The organism is Sphingomonas aerolata (assembly GCF_003046295.1).
In the GTDB taxonomy this organism is placed as follows: domain Bacteria; phylum Pseudomonadota; class Alphaproteobacteria; order Sphingomonadales; family Sphingomonadaceae; genus Sphingomonas; species Sphingomonas aerolata.
Window position 1 is genome coordinate 1,100,445 of record NZ_PZZN01000001.1, and the last position, 21,952, is coordinate 1,122,396.

Below are 21,952 nucleotides of genomic sequence, written 5' to 3' on the forward strand. Positions count from 1 at the left end.
TGGGCCGTCGCGCCTGGCCAGATTGCGGACAGAAGACGGTCGTGACATGTCTTCGCGCAGAGGAGATTGGGATGGCGACGGTAACGGCACGGTTGGCGAACAGGCTGCCCCCGCGGCTGCGTATGGCCATGACGCCATTTCTGTCGTTCGCGATCGGTTGGCTCGCCCTGACCGGCCTGATCGAGACCGTGCAGAACGGCGACTCTTTCGACCTGGTGAAGCTCGGCGCGCTGATCGTCGGGTGCGTCCTGGCGGCGTTCGTCCGTCCGATCCCGGACAGATATCGGCAATCACCGGACCAGCAAGAGTGATGAAGAGCGCAGACACAGTGTCGCGCTCCCCCTAGCCTACCCCGGCACCGCCAGCGTCACGATCGACACCCCCGGCGTCATCGGCACGCGCCCGACCAGATGCCGCTCCAGCCGGAAGATCCGCTCGAACAGCGCGTTCAGCGGCTTGGCGGGCGGGGAATCGTCGCTGTCGTCGCGGCCCGACAGCCGCCCCGCGATCCGCGCCGCCGCCGCCAGCGGAAACAGCAGCGAATTGAAATAGCCGAGCTTGTCGGGCTTCAGCCCCGCCGCCGCGATCGCCGTCTTCAGCGTCGCCTTCGAATAGCGCCGGTGGTGATGGTTGACCGTGTCGTGCGCGCTCCACAGCCACTGGTGGGCCGGGACCGCGATCAGGATCTTGCCCCCGGGCGCGAGGCACTGCGCCATCGCCTTCAGCGCCGCGACGTCGTCCGCGATATGCTCGACCACGTCGAGCACCGCGATCAGGTCGTAATGCCCGCGCGGCACCCCCGGAAGCTCCGGCAAGGGCGCCGCCCCGACCGGCTTGCCGAGCCGTGCACTCGCGATCTCGCGCGCCGCCGGATCGATCTCGATCGCGTCGATCTCGCCGAACCCCGCCAGCATCGGCAAATTGTGCCCGGTCCCGCAGCCGATCTCGAGGATCTTCGCATTCGCCGGCAGGCCGCCATAGCGCGTCAGATAATCCGCCAGGATGTCGCGGCGCGCGCGGTACCACCAATGCGTGGAATCATGCGCGGCCATCCGGTCGTAAACGATGCGGTCCATCAGCAATCGGCCATAATCAAGAGAATACCCAGAAGCGGTTGAGCACGAACGTCACGATCGCGGCAAGGAACACCGCAGGGACCAGCGGCACCCAGGGATGCAGATGGAGGAACGCGGTCCCGACCCAGGTGATCAGCGCGTTGAGCGCGAGCCCCGTGCCCTGCACCAGCACGAACTTGACGTGCTTGGCCCCGCCCGGCTCGGCGGCATGCCCCTTGAAGCTCCACCGGCTGTGCAGGAAATAGCCCGCGGTCACCGCCACCGCAAAGGCGAACGGCACCGCCGCGACCGCCTGCTCGGGCGGAAACACGAATTTGGTGAGCGGCAGATAGACGAGCGAATAGATCACGCTCGACAGCCCGCCCGCAATCCCGAAGCGGAAGAGCTGGCCGAGCACGCCGCTCGCCCGCATCTGGTCCATCTGTCGCCTGATCGCCTGCATGCCCGCCTTGTTCTTTACACGCGCGTCGATACAGCGGCGCTCAACGTCACGCCCCGCGCATTAGTCCGCGCGCGGTCAGGAGGAAAGCGTTTTGGATCAGCCCCACCAGTCCCCATGGCAGCGGGGGCGCGACCTGCTCGATCGCCACTGGGTCGCGTTGACGCTGCTGGCATGGCTCGGCGTCGCCGCCTGGTCGCTGGCCGACCGCTGGGGTCAGGTCCGCTGGCTGTCGCTCGGCGACACCGACGACAATATGCGCCTGATGCAGGTCCGCGCGTGGCTGGACGGCCAGGGCTGGTACGATCTGCGCCAGTACCGGATGAACCCGCCCGCGGGCTTCGACATCCACTGGAGCCGGATCGTCGACCTGCCGATCGCCGGGCTGATCCTGTTCTTCCGCCTGTTCACCAGCAACAGCTGGGCCGAACGGCTCGCCTGCGGGATCGCGCCCTTGCTGCCGCTGTCGATCGCGATGCTCGGCATCGGCGCGACCGTGCGGCGGCTGATCCACCCGCTCGCCTGGCCGCTCGCGATCCTGTTCCTCGTCGGCGCAACCGCGACGATGCTGATGTACATGCCCGAACGCATCGACCATCACGGCTGGCAGCTCGCGATGCTCAGCCTCACGCTCGCCGGCCTGTGCGACCCGCGCGCGAGACGCGGCGGCGCGCTGGTCGGGATCGCCAGCGCGGTGTCGCTGTCGATCGGGCTCGAACTCCTCCCCTATGCCGCGATGGCCGGCGCGATCATCGCCCTGCGCTGGGTCTGGGACCGCGCCGAGGCGCCGCGGCTCGCGGTCTATGCGCTGACCTTGGGTGGCGGCAGCACGCTCGGTTTCGCGCTCTTCGCCTCGAACGCGAACCAGGCGATGCGCTGCGACGCGCTGACGCCCGTCTGGCTCAGCGTGATGATCGCCGCCGGAATGCTCCTCTTCCTGCTCGCGCGCTTCGGCCCTGCATCGCGCGGGGTGCGTCTGGCGCTCGCGGTCGCGGCGGGCGCGGCGATCGTGATCGGCTTCGCGCTGATGTTCCCGCAATGCCTCGCCCGGCCCGAGGGCGTCTCGCCCGAGCTTCAGCGCAACTGGCTGAACAATGTCCGTGAGGCCAAACCGATCTACAAGCACAGCTGGCGCACCGGCGTCGCGATCGCGACACTGCCGGTGATCGGCCTGCTCGGCGCGCTGTTCGCCGCATGGCGCGCACGCCGCCGCCCGAGCGCGATCGGCTGGGTCGCGGTCGCGCTGTTCACCACCTTCGCGGTGCTGATGCTGTTGTGGCAGGTCCGCGCGGGTCCCGCAGCGCAGATGCTCGCGGTCCCCGGCGGCGTCGCGCTCGCCTGGGCGATCGTCCCCCGGCTGCTCGGCCACCGCTCGATGCTGGTCCGCGTGCTCGGCACCGCGGGCGCGCTGGTGATCGTCTCGGGCTTCTTCGTCGGCATCGCGCTGAAATACGTCCCCGTGGGCAAGCCCAAGGGCTATGAAAAGCGCGTCAACATGGCGACCGGCAACTGCCTGCGCACCACCGTGCTGCTCGCGCTCAACAAATATCCCGCTCAGACTATTTTCACCTTCGTCGACATGGGTCCGCGGCTGATCACGATCACGCACCACAACGCGATCGCCGGCCCCTATCACCGCAACGGCGCCGCGATCCTCGACGTCCAGCACGCCTTCGCCCGCACCCCCGACGAAGCCCACGCGATCATCAAGCGCCACGGCGCGACCATGCTGCTGCTCTGCCCCAACGCGGCGGAGTCGACCAACTACAAGGCCCGCAGCCCCAACGGCTTCTACGCGCAGATGGCGAAGAACCAGGTCCCCGCGTGGCTGACCCCGCTCCCCCTCCCGGCAAAATCCCCCCTCCGCCTCTTCAAGGTCGACTGACCCCGCCCCCCAACCGTCATCCCCGCCACCAACCGTCATCCCCGCGAAGGCGGGGATCCAGACTGGCAACCGCCGCGATTCATCAACAACCGCACAGCCTATGGATCCCCGCCTCCGCGGGGATGACGAAGGGGGCTGCGACACCGTCACCACCCCCCGTCATCCTGACGAAAGTCAGGACCCAGAGCCAAACAGCACCACCGCCCGCAACCCTGGGTCCCGGGTCAAGCCCGGGATGACGAAGAAGGGCGGACGCGCACCTACCTAGCCCGTCATCCCCGCGAAGGCGGGGATCCAGACCGGCAAACGCTGCGAGCCATCAACAAATGCATAGCCTATGGATCCCCGCCTCCGCGGGGATGACGTAGCAGGGGTGGGCACACCGTCTCCTCACCTCCCCCGTCATCCTGACGAAAGTCAGGATCCAGAGTTACGTGCGGTATCGGTATTGGCTCTGGATCCTGACTTTCGTCAGGATGACGGCAATCGGCGCACCGCGCACGCCGACCCCAGCCTACCGCAACACCACCGACAACCCATCGAGCACGAACTGCACCGCCAGCGCCGCCAGCAGCACGCCGAGCAGCCGCGTGATCACCGCCTCGATCTTCGCGCCCAGGATCCGCATGATCGGCCCCGCCGCGAGCAGCGCGACCAGCGTCAGCAACAGGATCGTCACCATCGCCGCCAGCACCACCGCCGAGCGCTCGATCCCGCTGTTGCGGCTCATCAGCAGCATCACCGACGCGATCGACCCCGGCCCGGCGATCATCGGCATCGCCATCGGGAAGATCGACACGTCGTCGGCTTCGGGATCGCTCGCGACCTTGGCGGCGCGGTCCTCGCGGCGTTCGGTGCGCTTCTCGAACACCATCTCGAGCGCGATCAGGAACAGCATGATCCCGCCCGCGATCCGGAAACTCGCCAGACTGATCCCCAGCCCTTTGAGCAACGCCTCGCCGAACAGCGCGAACACGAACAGGATCGCCGCCGACACGCCGACCGCGCGGAACGCCATCGCGCGCTTCTGTGCCGCCGACGCGCTCGCCGACAGCCCGGCATAAATCGGCGCGCAGCCCGGCGGATCGATCACCACGAAGAAGGTGATCAGCGACGAGATATAAAGCTCGATCATGCGCCGGCCCGGTCGAGCGCCGCCTCGTCGATCGCGACGCCTTCGCGCCGCCCGGCCGAGACGAGCGTATTGCGCAACAGGCACGCGATCGTCATCGGCCCGACGCCGCCCGGCACCGGCGTGATCGCGCCCGCGACCCCGACCGCGCTCGCGAAATCGACATCGCCGACCAGCCCCGCCTCGGTCCGGTTGATGCCGACGTCGATGACGGTCGCGCCGGGCTTCAGCCAGTCGCCCTTGATCATCTCGGGAATCCCGACCGCCGCGACGACGATGTCCGCGGCGCCGACATGCGCGCGCACGTCGCGCGTCCGGCTGTGCACCACGGTCACCGTGCAGCTCTCGCGCAGCAGCAATTGCGCCATCGGCTTGCCGACGATGTTCGACCGGCCGACGACCACCGCCTCCATCCCGCTCAGGTTCGGCACGACGCTTTTGAGCAGCATCACGCAGCCGAGCGGCGTGCACGGCACGAACCCCGCCGAGCCCGTCGCCAGCCGCCCCGCATTGATCGGGTGGAAGCCGTCGACATCCTTGTCGGGATCGATCGCCGCGATCACCGCCTGCTCGTCGATATGTTTGGGGAGCGGCAGCTGGACGAGGATCCCGTCGATCGTCGGATCGGCATTGAGATCGGCGACCAGCGCGAGCAGCGCCTCGGCCCCGACATCGGCGGGCAGGCGGTGCTCGACGCTCACCATCCCCGCCTCGCGCGTCGCCTTGCCCTTGGACCGGACATAGACGTTGGACGCGGGGTCCTCGCCGACCAGCACCACCGCGAGCCCGGGCGCGCGGCCCGCCGCTGCGGCAAAGGCGGTGACGCCGGTGGCGATACGGGCCCGGAGGCCGGCGGCGAAGGCCTTGCCGTCGATGATGGTCGCACTCATGCCCGCCGTCCTAAAGCGCGGCGGCGATTTCCGCCAGCGCAGGCGTGTCGCCCGCGACATGCAGCCGTTTCAGCCGCGCGGTCTCGCCCGCGACGATCCTCACCGCGCGTTTGGGCACGCCGAAGCTCTTGGCGACCAGCGCGATCAGCGCGGCATTCGCAGCGCCATCGACCGGCGCCGCCGCGAGCCTTGCGGCCAGATGCGCGGGCGTCCCCGCCGCCAGCGCATCCCGCCCGCCGCGCGGCGTCACGCGGACCGCGATCGCCAGACCGCCGTCCACCGCCCGCCAGGCGGCCGGCTCGCTCACAGCCCGGGGGCGAGCAGGCTCTGTGCGATGTTGGGCACGACGATGTTGGTCAGGATGTACAGGATCAGCAGCACGACGAGCGGCGACAGGTCGAGCGTGCCGAAATCGGGCAGGATCCGCCGGATCGGCCGATAGAGCGGCTCGGTGATCCGCTGCAGCGCCTCCCATACCGACCGGACGACATTGCTCTGCGTGTTGATGATGTTGAACGCGATGAGCCACGACATCACCGCCTGGATCATGATGACCCACCAGACGAGGTTGAGCAGCAACTGGACGATCTGAAGAAGGGCGAGCAAGGCAAGGGTCTCCGCTGGTGTATGCCTTATATAAGGCAGCGGACCGACAACGAGAACCCCGCCCCCTCCAAACAACCCCCACCCGACATCCTGACGAAAGTCAGGACCCAGAGCCAAGCAGCGTCAGCCCCCGTAACCCTGGATCCTGGGTCAAGCCCAGGATGACGAAAAAGGGGGCAACCCTGCCCCAACTCCGTCATCCTGACGAAAGTCAGGATCCAGAGCCAAGCAGCGTCATCCCCCATAACCCTGGATCCCGGATCAAGCCCAGGATGACGGGAGAAGAATCCCTACCGCGCCCCGCCCCGCGCACTCACCAGCGTCCCGGCACCCTGCCGCGTGAAAATCTCCAGCAGCATCGCATGCGGCACGCGCCCGTCGATGATCACCGCCGCGTCGACGCCCGACCCGACCGCCGCGACACACGTCTCGAGCTTGGGGATCATCCCCCCGGTGATCGTCCCGTCGGCGCGCAGCTCGGCGATCTTCGCCGGATCCAGATCGGTCAGCAACTCGCCCTGCTTGTCGAGCACGCCGACCACGTCGGTCAGCAGGAAGAACCGCGCCGCGCCCATCGCGGCGGCGATCGCGCCCGCCATCGTGTCGGCGTTGATGTTGTAGGTATGCCCGTCCGCACCGATCCCGATCGGCGCGATCACCGGGATGATGTCCGCGGCGATCAGCGTGTCGAGGATCGTCCGGTCGACCGCGATCGGCTCGCCGACGAACCCCAGGTCGACATGCCGCTCGATCCCCTGCAGCTTGTCGGGCTCGCGGCCATGCCCGACCTTCTGCGCGAGGACGAGGCCGGCGTCCTTCCCCGAAATCCCGACCGCGCGGCCGCCCGCCTGGCCGATCCAGCCGACGATTTCCTTGTTGATCGATCCCGCCAGCACCATTTCGGCGATCTGCGCGGTCTCCTTGTCGGTCACGCGCAGCCCGTCGACGAACCGCGATTCGACCCCCAGCCGCTTCAGCATCGAGCCGATCTGCGGCCCCCCGCCATGCACCACGACCGGGTTGATCCCGACCGCCTTCAACAGCACCATGTCCTCGGCGAAATCGCGCTGCAGCTCGGGATCGCCCATCGCGTGCCCGCCATATTTCACGACGAAGGTCTTGCCGGCATAACGCTGCAGATAGGGCAGCGCCTCGGTCAGCGTCTCGGCCTTGGCGAGCAGGGCGGGATCGGGCGTATGATCGGTCATCCCGCCCCCTTAGCCAGTGCGACGGGTTAGCGAAAGCCGCGCTGCCACCTCCCCCCCGTCATTCCCGCTCACCCACCGTCACCGGGCATCACCCAACCCGTCATCGCGCTCACCCAACCCGTCATTCCCGCGCAGGCGGGAATCCAGACTGGCTGGCCTCGCGTCGGACTCACCGGCGTCCGAGACTATGGATCCCCGCCTCCGCGGGAATGACAAAGAGGGGGACGCACCCCCTTCCGTCAAACCCGGTCCAGCCGCCGCCCCAGCCGCACGAAGAAGGTGATCGCAAACGGCACCAGCACCACCGACAGCACCACCTTGGTCAGCATCTGCCCCGCCATCAGCTCGACGATCGGCCGCGCGCCGAGGAACGAGATGGTGATGAACAGCACCGTGTCGATCACCTGCGACACGATGCTCGCGATCATGCCGCGCAGCCACACCAGCCGCCCCTCGCCGCCGACCGGCCCCGCCAGCCGCGCGAAGATCAGCACGTTGAGCGTCTGCGAGATCCCGTAGGAGATCAGCCCCGCCATCATCATCCGCGCGCCCTGCCCGACGACGACCGGGAAGGCGTCGACCGCGGGCGGGTACATCCCCGGATCATGCGGCAGCGCGAGCACCAGCTGGATCAGCGCCGCCGACACCAGCAGCGGGATGAACCCCAGCCGCACCAGGAACGTCGCGGTCTTCTGCCCGTGCAGCTCCGAAATCGCGCTGCTGATCACCACCAGCAGCAGGAACGCGAAGATCCCCGCCTCGACCGCGAGCGGCCCGAGCGCGACCTGTTTCACCCCCAGCACGCCGGCGATGCACACCATGCCGCCATAGAGGACAGAGAAAATGAAGAGCGAACGCGGGAACGCGGGAAGGTCTGTGGTCATCGCGCCGGACGCTAGCGAAATGCCGCGCGCCGTCAAATGCCTAGCCCTTCTGAAAGCGTGCAGGCGTCAAATGACTGGCGAGCACGGCGTACCCGTGTCATGTCGGCCGCTTGCGCAGCCGGGGGGCCGCGTGTGTCACCGTACCAAAACGCAGGGCGTCCATGGAAAGACTGATCATCGGCCTTGCAGGCATCGCCGTCATCCTCGGCATCGCGGTGCTGCTGTCGAGCGACCGCCGCGCGATCCGGCTGCGGATCGTCGGCGCCGCCTTCGCGCTCCAGGCGGGCATCGCGATCCTCGTGCTCTATTCGAGCTTCGGCAAGGTCGTGCTCGGCAGCATGTCGGGCGGCGTCGCCAATCTGCTCGGCTATTCGCAAAAGGGCACCGAATTCCTGTTCGGCAAGATGGCGACCCCCGAGATCGGCGGCCAGAGCTTCGCGATCGCCGCCCTCCCCGTCATCATCTTCTTCGCCAGCCTCGTCTCGATCCTCTATTATCTCGGCATCATGCAGTTCGTGGTGCGCTGGGTCGGCGGCGGCATCGAGAAGGTGATCGGCGTGTCGAAGGTCGAATCGCTCTGCGCGGCCGCGAACATCTTCGTCGGCCAGAGCGAATCGCCGCTCGTCATCCGCCCCTATCTCGCCGGGCTCACCCCCGCCCAGCTCTTCACCGTGATGACCAGCGGCATGGCGGGCGTCGCGGGGACGATCCTCGCGGCCTATGCCTCGATGGGGATCCGCATCGACTATCTCCTCGCCGCCAGCTTCATGGCCGCACCCGGCGGGATCCTGATGGCGAAGATCATCATGCCCGACCGCGTCACGCCGCCCGAGGGCGAGCTCGCGCTCGGCGACCTGCCCGGCGAATCCTCCGCGGGCGAACCCATGCCGCAGGCGACGCATGACGAGGAAAAGCCCGCCAACCTGATCATGGCCGCGGCGCAGGGCGCACAGACCGGCGTCCGCCTCGCGGTCGCGGTCGGCGCGATGGTGCTCGCCTTCGTCGCGCTGGTCGCGCTCGCCAACGGCCTGCTCGGCGGGCTCGGCAACATGATCGGGCTGCCGGGGCTGAGCTTCCAGGGGCTGCTCGGCTATGTCTTTGCGCCGATCATGTTCCTCTTGAACGTGCCGTGGAGCGAGGCGGGGATCGCCGGCGGGCTGTTCGGACAGAAGATCGTGCTGAACGAATTCGTCGCCTATATCTCGCTCGGCACGCAACCCGGGCTCAGCCCGCGGACGATCGCGGTGATCACCTTCTCGCTGTGCGGCTTCGCCAATTTCTCATCGATCGCGATCCAGATGGCGGTGACCGGCAGCCTCGCCCCCAACCAGCGCCCGATGATCGCCAAACTCGGCCTCCGCGCCCTCGCCGCCGGCAGCCTGGCCAACCTCATGTCCGCCGCCCTGGCCGGCCTCCTGATCAGCTAAAAAATACCCCTCTCCCCCCGGGGGAGAGGGAGGGGCCCACGCAAAGCGTGGGAGGGTGAGGGCACGAGAGGCTCGAGACCGCTCATCCCAACCACCCCTCACCCTCCCGTCGCCTAAAGGCTCCTCCTTCCCTCTCCCCCAAGGGGAGAGGGACCCCAAAACCCCTCTCCCCCCGGGGGAGAGGGAGGGGCCCACGCAAAGCGTGGGAGGGTGAGGGCATGAGAGGCTAGAAACCCTCACCCCCTCACGGCAGCATCACCGTATCGATCACATGGATCAGCCCGTTCGACTGGCGCACATCGGCGATCGTGATCCGCCCCTTGTGCCCCTTGCCGTCCATGATGCCCCAGCCGCTGCCCGACTTCATGAACATCAGCGGCTCACCCTGCACGGTGGTGTAGCTGGCCGTCCCGCCATCCGCCTTCGCCTTGGCGGCGATGTCGGCGGCCATGATCGTCCCCGGCACGACATGATAGGTCAGCACGCCCGCCAGCTGCGCCTTGTTCTCGGGCTTGAGCAGCGTGTCGACCGTCCCCGCGGGCAGCTTCGCAAACGCGGCATTGGTCGGCGCGAAGACCGTGAACGGCCCCGGTCCCGACAGCGTCTCGACCAGGTCGGCGGCCTTGACCGCGGCGACCAGCGTCGTGTGATCCTTCGAATTGACCGCATTCTCGACGATCGTCTTGGTCGGGTACATCGCGGCGCCGCCGACCATCGGGTTGGTCTGCGCGGCGACCAGCGCGGTGCCGCTGACGGCGACAGCGGCGGCAATGATCGTGGTACGAAACAGGGGGGTCATGACAGTCTCTCCTGATCGGCGCCGATGATCCGGCTGCCGCGGCGAAGATACGGCCACCCCGGCCGCAACGATGCACACGCTTTTTTACATTCCGGTGCGCAATGTTTCCCAGGCGGCAATCTCTTCGTCATGCCGCCGCGCGATCACCAGGTCGCGCGCACCCGGCTCGCCCGGATCCAGATCGACCGTCACCGACCCGGTCCATTCGACCGTCGCATTGCCCGACAGCGTCACCATGCCGTCCGCCCCCGCCTCGGCGCGGACCAGCCCGCCGCGGTTGAACACCGTCGTCGGCGTGTCGTACGCGATCCGCCCCGTCAGACACGCGGCAAAGGTCGACGCCGCCATCGCGCTGCCGCAACTGTCGGTCAGCCCGACCCCGCGCTCATGCGTGCGGACGAACAGGTCGGTCCCGCGCACCTCGACAAAGCTCACATTGGCGCGGTTGGGCAGCCAGTCGGGCGCCGCCTCGCAGGCCTCGCCGACGCGGACCAGCTCGGCATCGTCGACCGCCTCGACGAACGCCACCAGATGCGGATTGGGCATCGCCACCGCGGTGAACGCGCGCGTCGAGGGCAGCCCGGCGAGCGGCGTCTCGACGATCTGGTCCGCATCAACATGCATCGGCCAGGCGGCCACGTCGAGCGACGCCGGCCCCGCGGTCTCGCGCACCGTGAACACGCCCGGCGCAATCTCCGCGTCGCGCACGACCAGCGCATCGCTCGTCTTCAGCCGTGCGGTCGCGCGCGTCAGTCCGGTCGCGGCGAACCCCGCGCGCGCGACGCAGCGCAGCCCGTTGAGGCACGTCTCCGATTCGCTCCCGTCCGAATTGAACATCCGCATCCCGAACGCCCGCCCCTGCGCGTCGCCGCCCGTCAGCAGCAGCAGCCCGTCACCCCCGACCGGCCCCGCGCGATCCGCCAGCGCGCGTGCGACGCGCGCCCAGTCCGCATCGCCCAGCGACAGCCCACGCGCGTCGATCAGCGGGAAATCGTTGCCGGAGCCATGACATTTGATCAGTTCGAAGCGCATGCCGCGCCCTTACCCGCGTCGCCGCGCAAAGGCGAGCCGCCGCCCCCCTCGCGTCCTCTAACATCCCCGCCCTCATAATGTGTCGCCAGCCGGTCGAGCGCGAGCGTCAGCACGAGCCGCCCCGCGCGCGCCGGCCAGGACAGCGCGCGCTCCGCCGCGGGCAGCCCCTCGCCCGCGCACACCACCCGCCACACGATATCCGCGAGCCCCGGCCCCGCCGCCGCGATCGCCGCATCGAACCGCCGCTTCGCCGCGATCTGCGCGACGGTCGGGTCGAGCGCGTCCTGCCCGCCGCCATCGACCCGCGGCGTCCAGCGCATCGTCACGCTCGGCGCGATCGACGCGGTCTCGTACGCCGCGCGCAACCGCTCGCCCGCCGCAAACTGCCGCGCATCGATCAGCCCGCGCGACCGCAGCCAGGTCAGCGGCGACTCCGCGCGATTGACCGTCACGCTCCGCCCGCCGATCCGCCCGCCGCGCGCGACACCTTCCCGCTGCACCTCCCGCTCACCGACCCTGTCAGCTTCCCGCTCACCTTCCCTGTCAGGCTCCCGCCGCATGCCCCGCCCGTCGATCGCGACCTCGATCAGATCCTGCATACGCCGCCCTTTCCATTTGCCGAGTCCCGTTTGTCTTGCCATATTCGACCAGAAATTGCAAGAGAAACTAACCTATCTGGTTTGTGCAAGCGACGGAGCCTGTCTATGATCACTGCAATCCGTGCCGTCCGCCGCGCCAAGGGACTGACGCTCGACGACGTCGCAAGGCGTTGTGATCCCCCGACAACCGCGCAGACGATCGGCCGGCTTGAGACGGGGACGCGGACCGTGTCGGTCGGCTGGCTCAACCGGATCGCCGCCGCGCTCGACGTCGCCGCGGTCGATCTCGTGACGATGCCCGAACGCGCCGATCTGCCCGTCGTCGCGATCCTGGATTCGACCGGAATTCAAGCCCCTACCCGCCCAAACCTCGCCACCCCGCCGCAGGTCGAGCCGGGTCAGGTCGCAGTGACGGTGGCCGCCGGCGTCGGCGACTACCGCACGGGCGACGTGCTCTGGTGCACCACGCTCGGCCCCGACGACTTCGAGAGCGCGCTCTACCGCGACGTGCTCGTCCCCCGCCCCGCCGGCCGCTTCGCCTTTGGCCGTCTGGTCGCGCTAACCGACGGCAGTCCCACGCTTATTCCGGTCGGCGACGATGCCGCACCCCAGCAGATCGAGCGCCCCGTCTGGATCGCCCGCGCGGTCCGCCTGATCCGCACGCTCTGAGTCGGAACCCTGCATTGACGGCCCGGAGGCGGCGGGCCATCGCTGCCGCATGATCCGCGGCTTCTTCCTCTCGCTCGGCCAGCTCGGCGATCCGCCGGTGCTGCGCGTCTTTGCCAAGTCGATGGCGGTGACATTGCTCGTCTTCGCCGCGCTCGGCCTGCTCATGTGGTTGGGCGCAAAGGCGATTTTCGCCGCCTGGCTGGGCAGCGACCAGGCCGGGATCGCCGCCGCGGTCGCGCTGTTCCTGACCATCCTCGCGGTCTGGATCCTGTTTCGCGCGGTCGCCATCGCGGTCGTCGGGATCTTCGCCGACGACGTCGTCGCCGCGGTCGAGGCGCGGCATTATCCCGCCAGTCTCGCCACCGCGCGGCCCGTGCCGTTCGCGCGCAGCCTCGCCATGGGGTTGCGCTCGGCGTTCCGCGTGCTGCTCGTCAACCTGTTGATGGTGCCGGTCTATATCGGCCTGCTCGTCACCGGTGTGGGGACCGCGGCGGCGTTTTTCGTGGTCAATGGCTGGCTGCTCGGGCGCGATCTCGGCGACATGGTGGCGGCGCGCCACATGGACGCCGCGGCGATGCGGGGCTGGCGTGCGACGACGCGGGCGTCGCGGTTCGTGCTGGGTCTTGCGAACACCGCGCTGTTCGTGGTTCCGATCCTCAACATTGCCGCCCCCGTGCTGGGCGCGGCGATGGCGACGCATTTTTATCACGGGACGCGCGCAGCGGTGCGCGCCCGGGGGACCAGCTGATGACGAGATCACGTGTCAACGCGTTGAAAGGCTTCGCAATCTCGCGGTCCGCCCCGGGCCTGGCGATGGCCCTCGGCCTCGCGCTCGCGGGCTGCGCCGCGCCCGTCGCGACCGCGCCGGTCGGCCGTCCCGCCATCCCCTATACCAGCGTCGGGCTCGAGCGCGTGATCGGCCAGACCGCCGCCGGGCTGACCCGGCTGTTCGGCGATCCCGACGCCGATGTCCGCGAGGGCGTGGCGCGCAAGCTCCAGTTCCAGAGCGGAATTTGCGTGCTCGACGCCTATCTCTACCCCGCCGGATCGGGCGAACCCAAGGTCACCTATATCGACGCGCGCGAGCTCGACGGCAGCACGATCGACCGCGCGAGCTGCGTCGCCGCGCTCACCCGCCGCGACGGCGGCCGCTAGGCAGCTCAGGGCCCGGGCGGCGGCACCGTTTCGGTCGCGCCCGCCGCGCCGACGGGGATCCGCGTCGCGGGCAGCGCCGCCTGGCATTCGGGCGGCGGTGCCGGCGGCCGGCGGTGGAGATGATCGATCTCTGCCTGCCGCCGGTGCAGGTAGAAGGCGCGCGACGATGCATAGGGATCGCCCACATCGTCATGCAAACACTTGAGAGTCTCGTCGAAATCGGCGCGGTGGTCGAGCGCGCCGAGTACGCCGGCCGGCACCGTGTAGCTCGCATCGGTGAACGGCGACCCGATCGCAGTCGGCAGCAGCAACCGGTCGAGCGTCCCGCCGATCAGGTCGCGCACCGTCGTCGGCCCGACCAGCGGCAGGAACAGGAACGGCCCGTTGCCGATGCCGTGATACCCCAATGTGTTGGCAAAGCCGTTCGACCGGCGCGGCAGCCGGAACGGCCGCTTCTTGGCGACGTCGATGACCCCCGCTGCGCCGACCGTCGAATTGATCACGAACCGCCCGACCGTCTCGGCCGCCTTGCCCGGCTTGAACTGCAGCAGGAAGTTCACGAACACGATCGGCTCGCGCAAGTTATAGAGAAAGTTGTGAATACCCTTGCGGATCGGGCTCGGGACCTTGCGCTTGTAGACCCGCGCCACCGGCCCCACGACCGCGCTGTCGACCGCCTGCGTCGCCCCGAACGCCTGGGCATTGACGCCGCGGAGCGGATCCCCCGCATCACGCGACTGCCCGACGACGACGATGTCCTTCTGCGCGTTCGGCTCGGCGGGAACGGGCGCTGGAACCGGGGCGGTCTGGGGCGCTGCAACCGGCGCTACGGGCACCACGGGCGGCGATACCGGCACGACGGGCGATTCGGGCACGCGCTGCTCGTCCGCGACCACCGCTGACGGCGCGACCGGGACCGGCGCGACGGGCAGCGGGTCGACGGCCTGCACCGCCAGCGCGGCGACCATCGTAGCAGTGGAAAATGCCAACATATGCAATCATCGCCCCTTGGACCGCCACCGCTGTCCGCATTGCCCCCGCAAGGCAAGTCTCGAATGCGCGCCCCTACACCGGCGTTTGTGAATAATTTCCCCTGTCGCGCGTCACTTGGCCCGCGTCAGCTTAAGTTCGCCCGATCCCATTCCACGCGGACGCCGTCGTCATTTTCGCTGCCGCGACGCTGCGCTTTCTCGGCCGCGAATCGCGCCGCGTCGAGTCGCGACAAGGCCCACACCGCCGTCCCGCGCACCACCGGCGCCGGATCGCCCAGCAACGCCGCGACACCCTCCGACAAGGCCGGATCGCCGCTATTCCCCGCCGCGATCAACGCGTTGCGGACCATCTTGTCGCGCCCGATCCGCTTGATCGGCGATCCCGCAAAGACCTGACGGAATCCCGCATCGTCGAGCGCGATCAGGTCGGCGATCTCGGGCGCGACCAACTCGGCGCGCGGCGCAAAGGCGAGATTGGCGTTCGCGGCCGCGGCGAACTTGTTCCACGGGCACACCGCCAGGCAATCGTCGCAGCCATAGATGCGGTTGCCGATACCCGCCCGGAATTCCTCAGGAATCACCCCCGCATGCTCGATCGTCAGATACGAGATGCAGCGCCGCGCATCGAGCCTGTAGGGCGCCGGAAACGCATCGGTCGGGCATGCGCGCTGGCACGCGTCACAGCTCCCGCACAGATCCCGACCCGCGGTATCGCCCTTCAGTTCGAGCGTCGTGTAGATCGCACCGAGGAACAGCCAACTGCCCTCTGTCCGGCTGACCAGATTGGTGTGCTTGCCCTGCCACCCCAGCCCCGCCGCCTCCGCGAGCGGCTTCTCCATCACCGGGGCGGTATCGACGAACACCTTGAGATCGAACAGATATTCGACACCAACTGCATCGCTCGCCAGCCACCGGCCGAGCGCCTTCAGCTGCCGCTTGATGACGTCGTGATAATCCGCGCCCTGCGCATAGACCGAGATCCGGCCGACCTCGCCCTGCTCCGCCAGCCGCAGCGGATCGTCCTTCGGCGCATAGCTCATGCCCAGCGCGATCACGCTGCGCACCGCGGGCCACAGCCCGGCGGGGCTCGCCCGCTGATCGCGCCGCTCCTCCATCCAGATCATGTCGCCATGCCGCCCTTCGGCCAGCCACTGGTGCAGCCGTTCGCCCGCCAGCGGCGCCGCATCCGCGCGCGCGATCCCGCACGCCGCAAAGCCCAGTTCGGCCGCCTTGGCCTTCACGCGCGATTCGAGGTCGGATGGCTTGTCGTCGGGCACGTCCGCCCGCTACCACAGCCGCTCGGCTTGAAGGAAGTTTGCGCGTGGGCGAGGAATGGGCGGTCAAGGCCAGCGGGCTGGTCAAGCGCTTCGGCGACCGGCGGGTCGTCGACGGCGTCGACATCGCCGTGCCGACCGGCGCGATCTACGGCGTGCTCGGGCCGAACGGCGCGGGCAAGACCACGACGCTGCGCATGCTGCTCGGGATCATCGAGCCCGATGAAGGCCATCGCACGCTGCTGGGCTTCGACAGCCCGCGCGACGCCTCGGATCATGTCGGCTATCTGCCGGAAGAACGGGGACTTTATCCCGCGATGAAGGCACGCGAGGCGATCGCGTTCATGGGCGCGCTGCGCGGTCTCGACTGGAAGACCGGGCGTGCGCGCGCGGTGACGCTGATGGAGGGGGCGGGGCTCGGCCATGCGGTCGACGAGAAGATCCGCAAATTGTCGAAGGGCATGGCGCAGCTCGTCCAGCTGCTCGGCTCGGTCGTGCATCAGCCCGATCTGCTCGTGCTCGACGAACCCTTTTCCGGACTTGATCCGGTCAACCAGGAACGTCTTGAAAAGCTTATCCTTGTCGAGCGAGATCGCGGCGCGTCGATCCTGTTCTCGACGCATATCATGAGCCATGCGGAACGGCTGTGCGACCGGCTGGCGATCATCGCCGGCGGCAAGCGCCGGTTCGAAGGCACCGTCGACGACGCGCGCGGCGTCCTGCCCCAGCGCGTGCACTACACCCCGCACCGCCCCGACCCCGCGATCCGCGGCGTGCTGCCCCCCGATGCGCTGCCCGATCGCGACGGCTGGCGGTTCGAACTGCCAGGCGGCGGGATCGAGACGCTGCTGGTGCGGCTGATCGACGCGGGATACGGGATTTCCGGACTCTCGATCGAACGCCCCGGGCTGCACGAGGCGTTCGTGCGAATCGTCGGCCAGCAGGAGGCGCAGCCATGACCCGCTTCCGCCGCACGCTGCGCCAGACCTTCACCATCGCCCGCCGCGATTTCACCGCGACCGTCTTCACCCCGATCTTCCTGCTCTTCCTGTTCGCGCCGCTGATCATGGGCGCATTCGGGGCGGTCGGCGGGCTCGGCGCGGCCAGCGTCACCGACGGCGCGCAGGACAAGGCGCAGATCATCGCGATCCTCCCCGCCGCCGAGTCGCGTATGATGGCCGAGGCCGACACGCAGCTGCGCGGCATCTTCCGGCCAGGCGAGGGACCGCCCGACCTGACCACGCAGCCGGCCTCCGCCGATCCGGCGGCACAGGCGCGCAATGCCTTCGACCGCAACGATATCGACGCCGCCGCAGTCCTTTACGGCCCGCTCGCGGCGCCACAGATCCTCTATGGTCCCCGCGGCGACCGCGCCGCGGGCTATCTCGCGACGCTCGCGCAGACGACGCTGGCGGCGCAACAGGCAGGCGGCACGCTGCCCCCGATCGACGTGACCAAGACCCGGATCACGCGGTCGCGCGGATCGGTCGGCGGCCAGCATCAGTCGGCCTTCTTCGCGGTGTTCGGGATCTTCTTCCTGACGTTGTTCCTCTCGGGCCAGGTCGTCGGGACGATGGCCGAGGAACGCAACAACAAGGTGATCGAGGTGCTCGCCGCCGCGGTCCCGCTCGAATCGGTGTTCTTCGGCAAGCTGATCGGCATGTTCGGCGTCGCGGTGCTGTTCGTCGCCTTCTGGGGAACCGTCGTCGGACAGGTCACGACATTGCTTCCCGCAGGCGCGGCGGCGGCGATCGGCGATCTCCGTCCCGCAGTCGGCGGACCGATGTTCGCGCTGCTGTTCGCCGGCTATTTCACCATGGCCTATCTGCTTCTGGGATCGGTGTTTCTCGGCGTCGGCGCGCAGGCCTCGACGATGCGCGAGATCCAGATGCTGTCGCTGCCGATCACGATCCTTCAGGTCGCGATGTTCGGTCTCTCGTCCGCCGCGGTCTCGCGCCCCGGCACCTGGATCGCGACGCTCGCCGAGCTCTTCCCGCTCTCCTCGCCCTTTGCGATGGCCGGGCATGCCGCCAACGCGCCCGAACTCTGGCCGCACGTCGCGGCGCTGGCCTGGCAGGCCCTGTGGGTGACGATCTTCATCGTTGTTGGCGCACGACTGTTCCGCCGCGGCGTGCTCCAGTCGGGCAGCGCGCGGCCCTTCTGGCGCCGCGCGAAACCGCACTGACACAGGTTGTTGACATCGCTGTCAGTACTTGGTCTCCTGCCCGAAAACAGGAGAGTGATGGGTGGCGACGCTTGCAGGCGAAATCACGACGGCTCCGATCAGCGAGCGCGTAACCAACGGGGCGGCAACCGGAAAACCCCCGATCGACCCGCTCGATGTGAGTCGCGCGGACCTCTACCGCGACGATGTCTGGCACGCGCCCTTCCGCCACCTTCGCGCGCATGGGCCGGTCCACCATGTCGCGAGCTCGGATTACGGCCCCTATTGGTCAGTCTCGAACTACCGGGGGATCGTCGAGGTCGAGTCGCTGCCCGACCTCTACTCCTCCGAAGCCGGCGGCATCACGCTCGCCGATTTCGATCGCGATCGCGACGTTCGCATGCCGATGTTCATCGCGCGCGATCGCCCGATCCACACCAGCCAGCGCCGCACGGTGGCGCCCGCCTTCACCCCGAGCGAGATGACCCGCATGGCGCCCGACATCCGCCGGCGCACCGCGGAGATCCTCGACGGGCTCGACTGGAACACGCCGTTCGACTGGGTCGACCGCGTCGCAATCGAACTGACGACGCAGATGCTGGCGATCCTGTTCGATTTCCCGTGGGAGGATCGGCGCAAGCTGACCCTGTGGTCGGACTGGGCCGGCGACATCGAACTCGTCAAAAACGAGGAAACGCGCAAGCAGCGGCTCGCGCATATGTTTGATTGCGGGGCTTATTTCCAGACGCTGTGGAACGCCAAGATCGACCGGCCGCCGACCCCCGACCTGATCTCGATGATGATCCATTCGGATGCGATGGCGCATATGGAGCATCACGAATTCATCGGAAACCTGATCCTCCTGATCGTCGGGGGCAACGACACGACGCGCAATTCGATGTCAGCCCTCGCCTATGGCCTCGACGCGTTTCCCGACGCCCGCGCCATGCTCGAAGCGGATCCGGCGCTCATTCCCAACGCCGTGAGCGAGATCCTCCGCTGGCAGACGCCGCTCGCGCACATGCGGCGCACCGCAACGCAGGATACCATATTGCAGGGCCAGTCGATCAAGGCCGGCGACAAGCTGGCCCTGTGGTATCTCTCGGCGAACCGCGACGAGAGCGTGTTCGGCGACGATGCCGACGCGATCCGCGTCGACCGTCCCAATGCGCGGCGCCATCTCGCCTTCGGCCACGGCATCCACCGCTGCGTCGGGGCCAGGCTCGCCGAGATGCAGCTCGCGATCCTGCTCGAGGAGATGGCGAAGCGCCGCATGCGGATCAACGTGGTCGGCCCGCCGACCCGCGTCGCCGCGTGTTTCGTCCACGGCTATCGCACGCTCCCCGTCGAGATCAGCCGCTACTGACTTTCATCGCCCGCCTCTGCGCGCATCCTGTTCGCGGCAAGGTTCGTACTTATATCATGACCATGACACACACACCGCCCGATCGCCGCACGTTCCTCACGCTCGCCGGCGCCGGCGCGGCGGGCTTTGCCCTCTGGGGCTGCTCGTCGCAGTCCGCTCAGGCTGCCGAACGCTTCGAGGTCACGCTGAGCGATGCACAATGGCGCAAGAAGCTGTCGCCCGACGCGTATGACGTGCTGCGCAAGGAAGGAACCGAGCGACCCTATTCAAGCCCGCTCAACGGCGAACATCGCGCGGGGATCTTTTCCTGTGCCGGCTGCGCGCTGCCTGCGTTCTCGTCGAAGACCAAGTTCGAGAGCGGGACGGGATGGCCGAGCTTCTGGCAGCCCTTGCCCAATGCCGTGCGGACCCGGGTCGATTCGACGCTCGGGATGGCGCGGACCGAGGTGCATTGCCGACGCTGCGGCGGGCATCTCGGCCATGTGTTCGACGACGGCCCCAAGCCGACGGGAAAGCGCTATTGCATGAACGGCGATGCGCTGACGTTCCGGGCGATGGCGGCCCGGTAATCGCTTAACTGGTTCAGCCCGCGTCGTTTACGAGCGTGAAGATGCCGCGCGGGTCAGTCGGGCCATGCTGCACCGTGGCGAGCTGGGCGGCGTTGGCGCGCTGCGTCGCGCTGGGCGCGCTGACCATCTGGAGCGACGGCTGCGCGGGAGCGTCAAGCATCTCGCCGCGCGGTGCATGGCCTGAATAGATGAAGCCCTTGGTCGGATAGGCCGAGGTGCCGAGATCGCCCTGCGGCCCGTACCAGACCTTGACCATGCTCCAGTCACCCGCGTCGGACACGTCGATCGCGCGGACATTGGTTTCGATCGCCCCGCGACGCGACCAGTTGGCATGGGTCAGGAGCACTTCGCGGTCGCTGACGACCTTCGAGACCATCGCGACATGGCCGACGCGCATCCGCGAGGTCGGCGAGAAGGCAAGGACGGCACCGGCCTTTGGTGCATGGCCACGCTCGTAACGGCCCTCGGCCTGGCTCCACCAGGTGTTCGCATTGCCACGGATCTCGATGCCCGACACCGAGCGGGCAAAGGTCACGCACTGCCAGAACTGGGCCGCTGCCGGTGTGGCCGTCATCAGGCCGCACGATACCACCAGCGCAAAACGCGCTGCTAACGCCTTGAAATTCATCGAGACCCCCCGGTCAAAACCCGTTCGTCACAGTCTGGCTACGGGAGTGCGGATTTAATTGAAAGGCGTCGCGGAACCATATCCGACGAAGCGTGTTGCCGCGCCGACGAGCCCCTTTTTGCGCCGTCCACGCGGCCCCTTGTCCGAAGTTCTGCCGTTGACGCAGCGGACAAGCGCATCCGGGGAGGGATCCCTGTCCCGCATGTATCAAAGGAGCGAAGTATGGCCGGCTTTGCGATGACAGTACGGCGCACCGCCTCGTCAAACCACGGCGATTCGAAAAACGGGTTTGCTACGCACGCCGCGCGGCGATACCAGTCGCAAAAATCTCTGGAGGATGCCGCATGGATACGACCACCCTGTTCCGTCTCGACGGCCGCGTCGCGCTGATCACCGGCGGCAGCCGCGGCATCGGCAAGATGATCGCGGCGGGCTTCATCGCGCAGGGCGCGAAGGTCTATATCTCGTCGCGCAAGGCCGATGCCTGCGAAGCCGCGGCGGCCGAACTTGGCCCCAACTGCATCGCGCTGCCGCAGGACGTCTCGACCGTCGCCGGTTGCAAGGCGCTCGCGGCGCAGTTCGCCGAGCACGAGAGCCGGCTCGACATCCTCGTCAACAATGCAGGCGCGGCCTGGGGCGTTCCGTTCGAGGAGTTTTCGGAGGTCGGCTGGGACAAGGTCATGGACCTTAACGTCAAATCGCCCTTCTTCCTGACCCAGGCGCTGCACGCGGCGCTCAAGGCCTCGGGCTCGCGCGATCGGCCGGCCAAGGTCATCAACATCACCTCGATCGACGGCCAGCGGCTCAACCCGTGGGAAACCTACAGCTATCACGCGTCGAAATCGGCGCTGATCTACCTGACCAAGCGCATGGCCGCGCGGCTGGTGACCGATTCGATCAACGTCACCTCGATCGCCCCCGGCGCGTTCGCCAGCGACATGAACAAGGCCGCCCGCGATCACGGCGACGCTGTCGCGCAAGGGATCCCGGCCAAGCGGGTCGGCGTCGACGAAGACATGGCCGGCGCCGCGATCTACCTCGCCAGCCGCGCCGGCGATTACGTGATCGGCGAGACCATCACCGTCGACGGCGGCCTCGTCCACGCCTCACTAGGCACCAGCATCGACGCCTAAGCAAAACCCCTCTCCCCCCGGGGGG

Annotated in this window: 25 protein-coding genes; 11 read left to right on the forward strand and 14 right to left on the reverse strand. The window is 68.2% G+C overall.

The features are described 5' to 3' along the window. Positions 1-71: 71 nt before the first annotated feature. Positions 72-311, forward strand: a complete 240-nt coding sequence (locus C8J24_RS05015; protein WP_056406931.1) for a hypothetical protein — start codon at positions 72-74, stop codon at positions 309-311. A 36-nt stretch (positions 312-347) separates the two neighbouring features. On the opposite strand, the gene C8J24_RS05020 is transcribed toward C8J24_RS05015, so the two are convergent. After that, positions 348-1,076 carry a class I SAM-dependent methyltransferase gene (locus tag C8J24_RS05020; protein WP_107930732.1) on the reverse strand — a complete coding sequence of 243 codons (729 nt, stop codon included), beginning with the start codon at positions 1,074-1,076 and terminating at the stop codon, positions 348-350. A gap of 16 nt (positions 1,077-1,092) precedes the next feature. Then, positions 1,093-1,518: a GtrA family protein gene (locus C8J24_RS05025; RefSeq protein WP_192003263.1), complete on the reverse strand. Its 426-nt coding sequence runs from the start codon at positions 1,516-1,518 to the stop codon at positions 1,093-1,095. A gap of 91 nt (positions 1,519-1,609) precedes the next feature. Between C8J24_RS05025 and C8J24_RS05030 the strand changes: the two genes are divergently transcribed. After that, the gene (locus C8J24_RS05030; RefSeq protein ID WP_107930734.1) at positions 1,610-3,400 is read left to right on the forward strand and encodes a hypothetical protein; all 1,791 of its coding nucleotides are present in this window, start codon (positions 1,610-1,612) and stop codon (positions 3,398-3,400) included. Positions 3,401-3,914: 514 nt separating this feature from the next. Here C8J24_RS05030 and C8J24_RS05035 read toward each other — a convergent pair. The 6 genes from C8J24_RS05035 to C8J24_RS05065 form a co-directional block, all read right to left on the reverse strand. Next, positions 3,915-4,535: a MarC family protein gene (locus tag C8J24_RS05035; RefSeq protein ID WP_031440980.1), complete on the reverse strand. Its 621-nt coding sequence runs from the start codon at positions 4,533-4,535 to the stop codon at positions 3,915-3,917. Continuing rightward, positions 4,532-5,422 (reverse strand): bifunctional methylenetetrahydrofolate dehydrogenase/methenyltetrahydrofolate cyclohydrolase FolD, encoded by an 891-nt coding sequence (gene folD, locus C8J24_RS05040; RefSeq protein WP_107930736.1) that lies wholly within the window; start codon positions 5,420-5,422, stop codon positions 4,532-4,534. The genes C8J24_RS05035 and folD overlap by 4 nt, the downstream gene beginning before the upstream one ends. A gap of 10 nt (positions 5,423-5,432) precedes the next feature. After that, complete coding sequence (locus tag C8J24_RS05045; RefSeq protein ID WP_107930738.1) at positions 5,433-5,729, reverse strand: DUF167 domain-containing protein; 297 nt, start codon at positions 5,727-5,729, stop codon at positions 5,433-5,435. Next, positions 5,726-6,028 carry a YggT family protein gene (locus tag C8J24_RS05050; protein WP_031395935.1) on the reverse strand — a complete coding sequence of 101 codons (303 nt, stop codon included), beginning with the start codon at positions 6,026-6,028 and terminating at the stop codon, positions 5,726-5,728. The genes C8J24_RS05045 and C8J24_RS05050 overlap by 4 nt, the downstream gene beginning before the upstream one ends. Before the next feature lie 290 nt (positions 6,029-6,318). Beyond that, positions 6,319-7,236, reverse strand: coding sequence for an acetylglutamate kinase (gene argB / locus C8J24_RS05060; RefSeq protein WP_031440509.1), 918 nt, complete (start codon positions 7,234-7,236; stop codon positions 6,319-6,321). A gap of 239 nt (positions 7,237-7,475) precedes the next feature. Further along, positions 7,476-8,120, reverse strand: a complete 645-nt coding sequence (locus C8J24_RS05065) for a queuosine precursor transporter (protein WP_031440508.1) — start codon at positions 8,118-8,120, stop codon at positions 7,476-7,478. 161 nt (positions 8,121-8,281) lie between these two features. Here C8J24_RS05065 and C8J24_RS05070 point away from each other — a divergent pair, with 161 nt between their 5' ends. Continuing rightward, entirely contained in the window at positions 8,282-9,547 is a 1,266-nt protein-coding gene (locus C8J24_RS05070; protein WP_031440507.1) for a NupC/NupG family nucleoside CNT transporter, read from the forward strand. Between the two features lie 244 nt (positions 9,548-9,791). On the opposite strand, the gene C8J24_RS05075 is transcribed toward C8J24_RS05070, so the two are convergent. The 3 genes from C8J24_RS05075 to C8J24_RS05085 all read right to left on the reverse strand — a co-directional run bounded on the left by C8J24_RS05075 (position 9,792) and on the right by C8J24_RS05085 (position 11,938). Continuing rightward, a complete protein-coding gene (locus C8J24_RS05075; RefSeq protein ID WP_031395557.1) occupies positions 9,792-10,346 on the reverse strand; it encodes a fasciclin domain-containing protein in 555 nt (184 codons plus the stop codon). Between the two features lie 84 nt (positions 10,347-10,430). Next, positions 10,431-11,378, reverse strand: coding sequence for a diaminopimelate epimerase (gene dapF / locus C8J24_RS05080; protein ID WP_107930742.1), 948 nt, complete (start codon positions 11,376-11,378; stop codon positions 10,431-10,433). Continuing rightward, positions 11,363-11,938 carry a DUF6456 domain-containing protein gene (locus C8J24_RS05085; protein ID WP_244180532.1) on the reverse strand — a complete coding sequence of 192 codons (576 nt, stop codon included), beginning with the start codon at positions 11,936-11,938 and terminating at the stop codon, positions 11,363-11,365. The genes dapF and C8J24_RS05085 overlap by 16 nt, the downstream gene beginning before the upstream one ends. A 144-nt stretch (positions 11,939-12,082) precedes the next feature. Between C8J24_RS05085 and C8J24_RS05090 the strand changes: the two genes are divergently transcribed. The 3 genes from C8J24_RS05090 to C8J24_RS05100 all read left to right on the forward strand — a co-directional run bounded on the left by C8J24_RS05090 (position 12,083) and on the right by C8J24_RS05100 (position 13,801). Then, the gene (locus C8J24_RS05090) at positions 12,083-12,646 is read left to right on the forward strand and encodes a helix-turn-helix domain-containing protein (protein WP_107930744.1); all 564 of its coding nucleotides are present in this window, start codon (positions 12,083-12,085) and stop codon (positions 12,644-12,646) included. Positions 12,647-12,695: 49 nt separating this feature from the next. After that, complete coding sequence (locus C8J24_RS05095) at positions 12,696-13,394, forward strand: EI24 domain-containing protein (protein ID WP_056406908.1); 699 nt, start codon at positions 12,696-12,698, stop codon at positions 13,392-13,394. A 65-nt stretch (positions 13,395-13,459) separates the two neighbouring features. Continuing rightward, positions 13,460-13,801, forward strand: a complete 342-nt coding sequence (locus tag C8J24_RS05100; protein ID WP_183936195.1) for a hypothetical protein — start codon at positions 13,460-13,462, stop codon at positions 13,799-13,801. A gap of 5 nt (positions 13,802-13,806) precedes the next feature. Here C8J24_RS05100 and C8J24_RS05105 read toward each other — a convergent pair whose 3' ends face one another. Both C8J24_RS05105 and queG read right to left on the reverse strand, forming a co-directional pair. After that, a complete protein-coding gene (locus tag C8J24_RS05105) occupies positions 13,807-14,793 on the reverse strand; it encodes an MlaA family lipoprotein (protein ID WP_244180420.1) in 987 nt (328 codons plus the stop codon). A gap of 125 nt (positions 14,794-14,918) precedes the next feature. Continuing rightward, positions 14,919-16,070, reverse strand: coding sequence for a tRNA epoxyqueuosine(34) reductase QueG (gene queG, locus C8J24_RS05110; RefSeq protein WP_107930752.1), 1,152 nt, complete (start codon positions 16,068-16,070; stop codon positions 14,919-14,921). Between the two features lie 38 nt (positions 16,071-16,108). On the opposite strand from queG, the gene C8J24_RS05115 reads away from it, so the two are divergent. The 4 genes from C8J24_RS05115 to msrB all read left to right on the forward strand — a co-directional run bounded on the left by C8J24_RS05115 (position 16,109) and on the right by msrB (position 20,166). Beyond that, positions 16,109-17,026, forward strand: a complete 918-nt coding sequence (locus C8J24_RS05115) for an ABC transporter ATP-binding protein (protein WP_107930754.1) — start codon at positions 16,109-16,111, stop codon at positions 17,024-17,026. Continuing rightward, positions 17,023-18,252, forward strand: a complete 1,230-nt coding sequence (locus C8J24_RS05120) for an ABC transporter permease (protein ID WP_107930756.1) — start codon at positions 17,023-17,025, stop codon at positions 18,250-18,252. Before C8J24_RS05115 ends, C8J24_RS05120 begins: the two co-directional genes overlap by 4 nt. 97 nt (positions 18,253-18,349) lie before the next feature. After that, positions 18,350-19,597 (forward strand): cytochrome P450, encoded by a 1,248-nt coding sequence (locus C8J24_RS05125; RefSeq protein ID WP_107931464.1) that lies wholly within the window; start codon positions 18,350-18,352, stop codon positions 19,595-19,597. Positions 19,598-19,659: 62 nt separating this feature from the next. Further along, positions 19,660-20,166, forward strand: a complete 507-nt coding sequence (gene msrB, locus C8J24_RS05130; protein ID WP_107931465.1) for a peptide-methionine (R)-S-oxide reductase MsrB — start codon at positions 19,660-19,662, stop codon at positions 20,164-20,166. A gap of 13 nt (positions 20,167-20,179) precedes the next feature. Here msrB and C8J24_RS05135 read toward each other — a convergent pair whose 3' ends face one another. Beyond that, positions 20,180-20,794: a CHAP domain-containing protein gene (locus C8J24_RS05135; protein ID WP_082451190.1), complete on the reverse strand. Its 615-nt coding sequence runs from the start codon at positions 20,792-20,794 to the stop codon at positions 20,180-20,182. Positions 20,795-21,138: 344 nt separating this feature from the next. On the opposite strand from C8J24_RS05135, the gene C8J24_RS05140 reads away from it, so the two are divergent. Beyond that, positions 21,139-21,927, forward strand: coding sequence for an SDR family NAD(P)-dependent oxidoreductase (locus C8J24_RS05140; RefSeq protein ID WP_031392879.1), 789 nt, complete (start codon positions 21,139-21,141; stop codon positions 21,925-21,927). The last annotated feature ends 25 nt before the right edge of the window (positions 21,928-21,952 follow it).

Excerpts from the sequence above, each read along its gene's own strand:
- C8J24_RS05090 (WP_107930744.1), top strand. The coding sequence starts at position 12,083 with ATGATCACTGCAATCCGTGCCGTCCGCCGCGCCAAGGGACTGACGCTC.
- C8J24_RS05085 (WP_244180532.1), bottom strand. The coding sequence starts at position 11,938 with ATGCGGCGGGAGCCTGACAGGGAAGGTGAGCGGGAAGCTGACAGGGTC.
- C8J24_RS05070 (WP_031440507.1), top strand. The coding sequence starts at position 8,282 with ATGGAAAGACTGATCATCGGCCTTGCAGGCATCGCCGTCATCCTCGGC.
- C8J24_RS05025 (WP_192003263.1), bottom strand. The coding sequence starts at position 1,518 with ATGCAGGCGATCAGGCGACAGATGGACCAGATGCGGGCGAGCGGCGTG.
- C8J24_RS05140 (WP_031392879.1), top strand. The coding sequence starts at position 21,139 with ATGGATACGACCACCCTGTTCCGTCTCGACGGCCGCGTCGCGCTGATC.
- C8J24_RS05100 (WP_183936195.1), top strand. The coding sequence starts at position 13,460 with ATGGCCCTCGGCCTCGCGCTCGCGGGCTGCGCCGCGCCCGTCGCGACC.
- C8J24_RS05105 (WP_244180420.1), bottom strand. The coding sequence starts at position 14,793 with ATGTTGGCATTTTCCACTGCTACGATGGTCGCCGCGCTGGCGGTGCAG.
- C8J24_RS05075 (WP_031395557.1), bottom strand. The coding sequence starts at position 10,346 with ATGACCCCCCTGTTTCGTACCACGATCATTGCCGCCGCTGTCGCCGTC.
- C8J24_RS05065 (WP_031440508.1), bottom strand. The coding sequence starts at position 8,120 with ATGACCACAGACCTTCCCGCGTTCCCGCGTTCGCTCTTCATTTTCTCT.
- C8J24_RS05135 (WP_082451190.1), bottom strand. The coding sequence starts at position 20,794 with ATGAATTTCAAGGCGTTAGCAGCGCGTTTTGCGCTGGTGGTATCGTGC.
- argB (WP_031440509.1), bottom strand. The coding sequence starts at position 7,236 with ATGACCGATCATACGCCCGATCCCGCCCTGCTCGCCAAGGCCGAGACG.
- C8J24_RS05095 (WP_056406908.1), top strand. The coding sequence starts at position 12,696 with ATGATCCGCGGCTTCTTCCTCTCGCTCGGCCAGCTCGGCGATCCGCCG.
- C8J24_RS05035 (WP_031440980.1), bottom strand. The coding sequence starts at position 4,535 with ATGATCGAGCTTTATATCTCGTCGCTGATCACCTTCTTCGTGGTGATC.
- folD (WP_107930736.1), bottom strand. The coding sequence starts at position 5,422 with ATGAGTGCGACCATCATCGACGGCAAGGCCTTCGCCGCCGGCCTCCGG.
- msrB (WP_107931465.1), top strand. The coding sequence starts at position 19,660 with ATGACACACACACCGCCCGATCGCCGCACGTTCCTCACGCTCGCCGGC.
- dapF (WP_107930742.1), bottom strand. The coding sequence starts at position 11,378 with ATGCGCTTCGAACTGATCAAATGTCATGGCTCCGGCAACGATTTCCCG.
- C8J24_RS05015 (WP_056406931.1), top strand. The coding sequence starts at position 72 with ATGGCGACGGTAACGGCACGGTTGGCGAACAGGCTGCCCCCGCGGCTG.
- C8J24_RS05120 (WP_107930756.1), top strand. The coding sequence starts at position 17,023 with ATGACCCGCTTCCGCCGCACGCTGCGCCAGACCTTCACCATCGCCCGC.
- C8J24_RS05020 (WP_107930732.1), bottom strand. The coding sequence starts at position 1,076 with ATGGACCGCATCGTTTACGACCGGATGGCCGCGCATGATTCCACGCAT.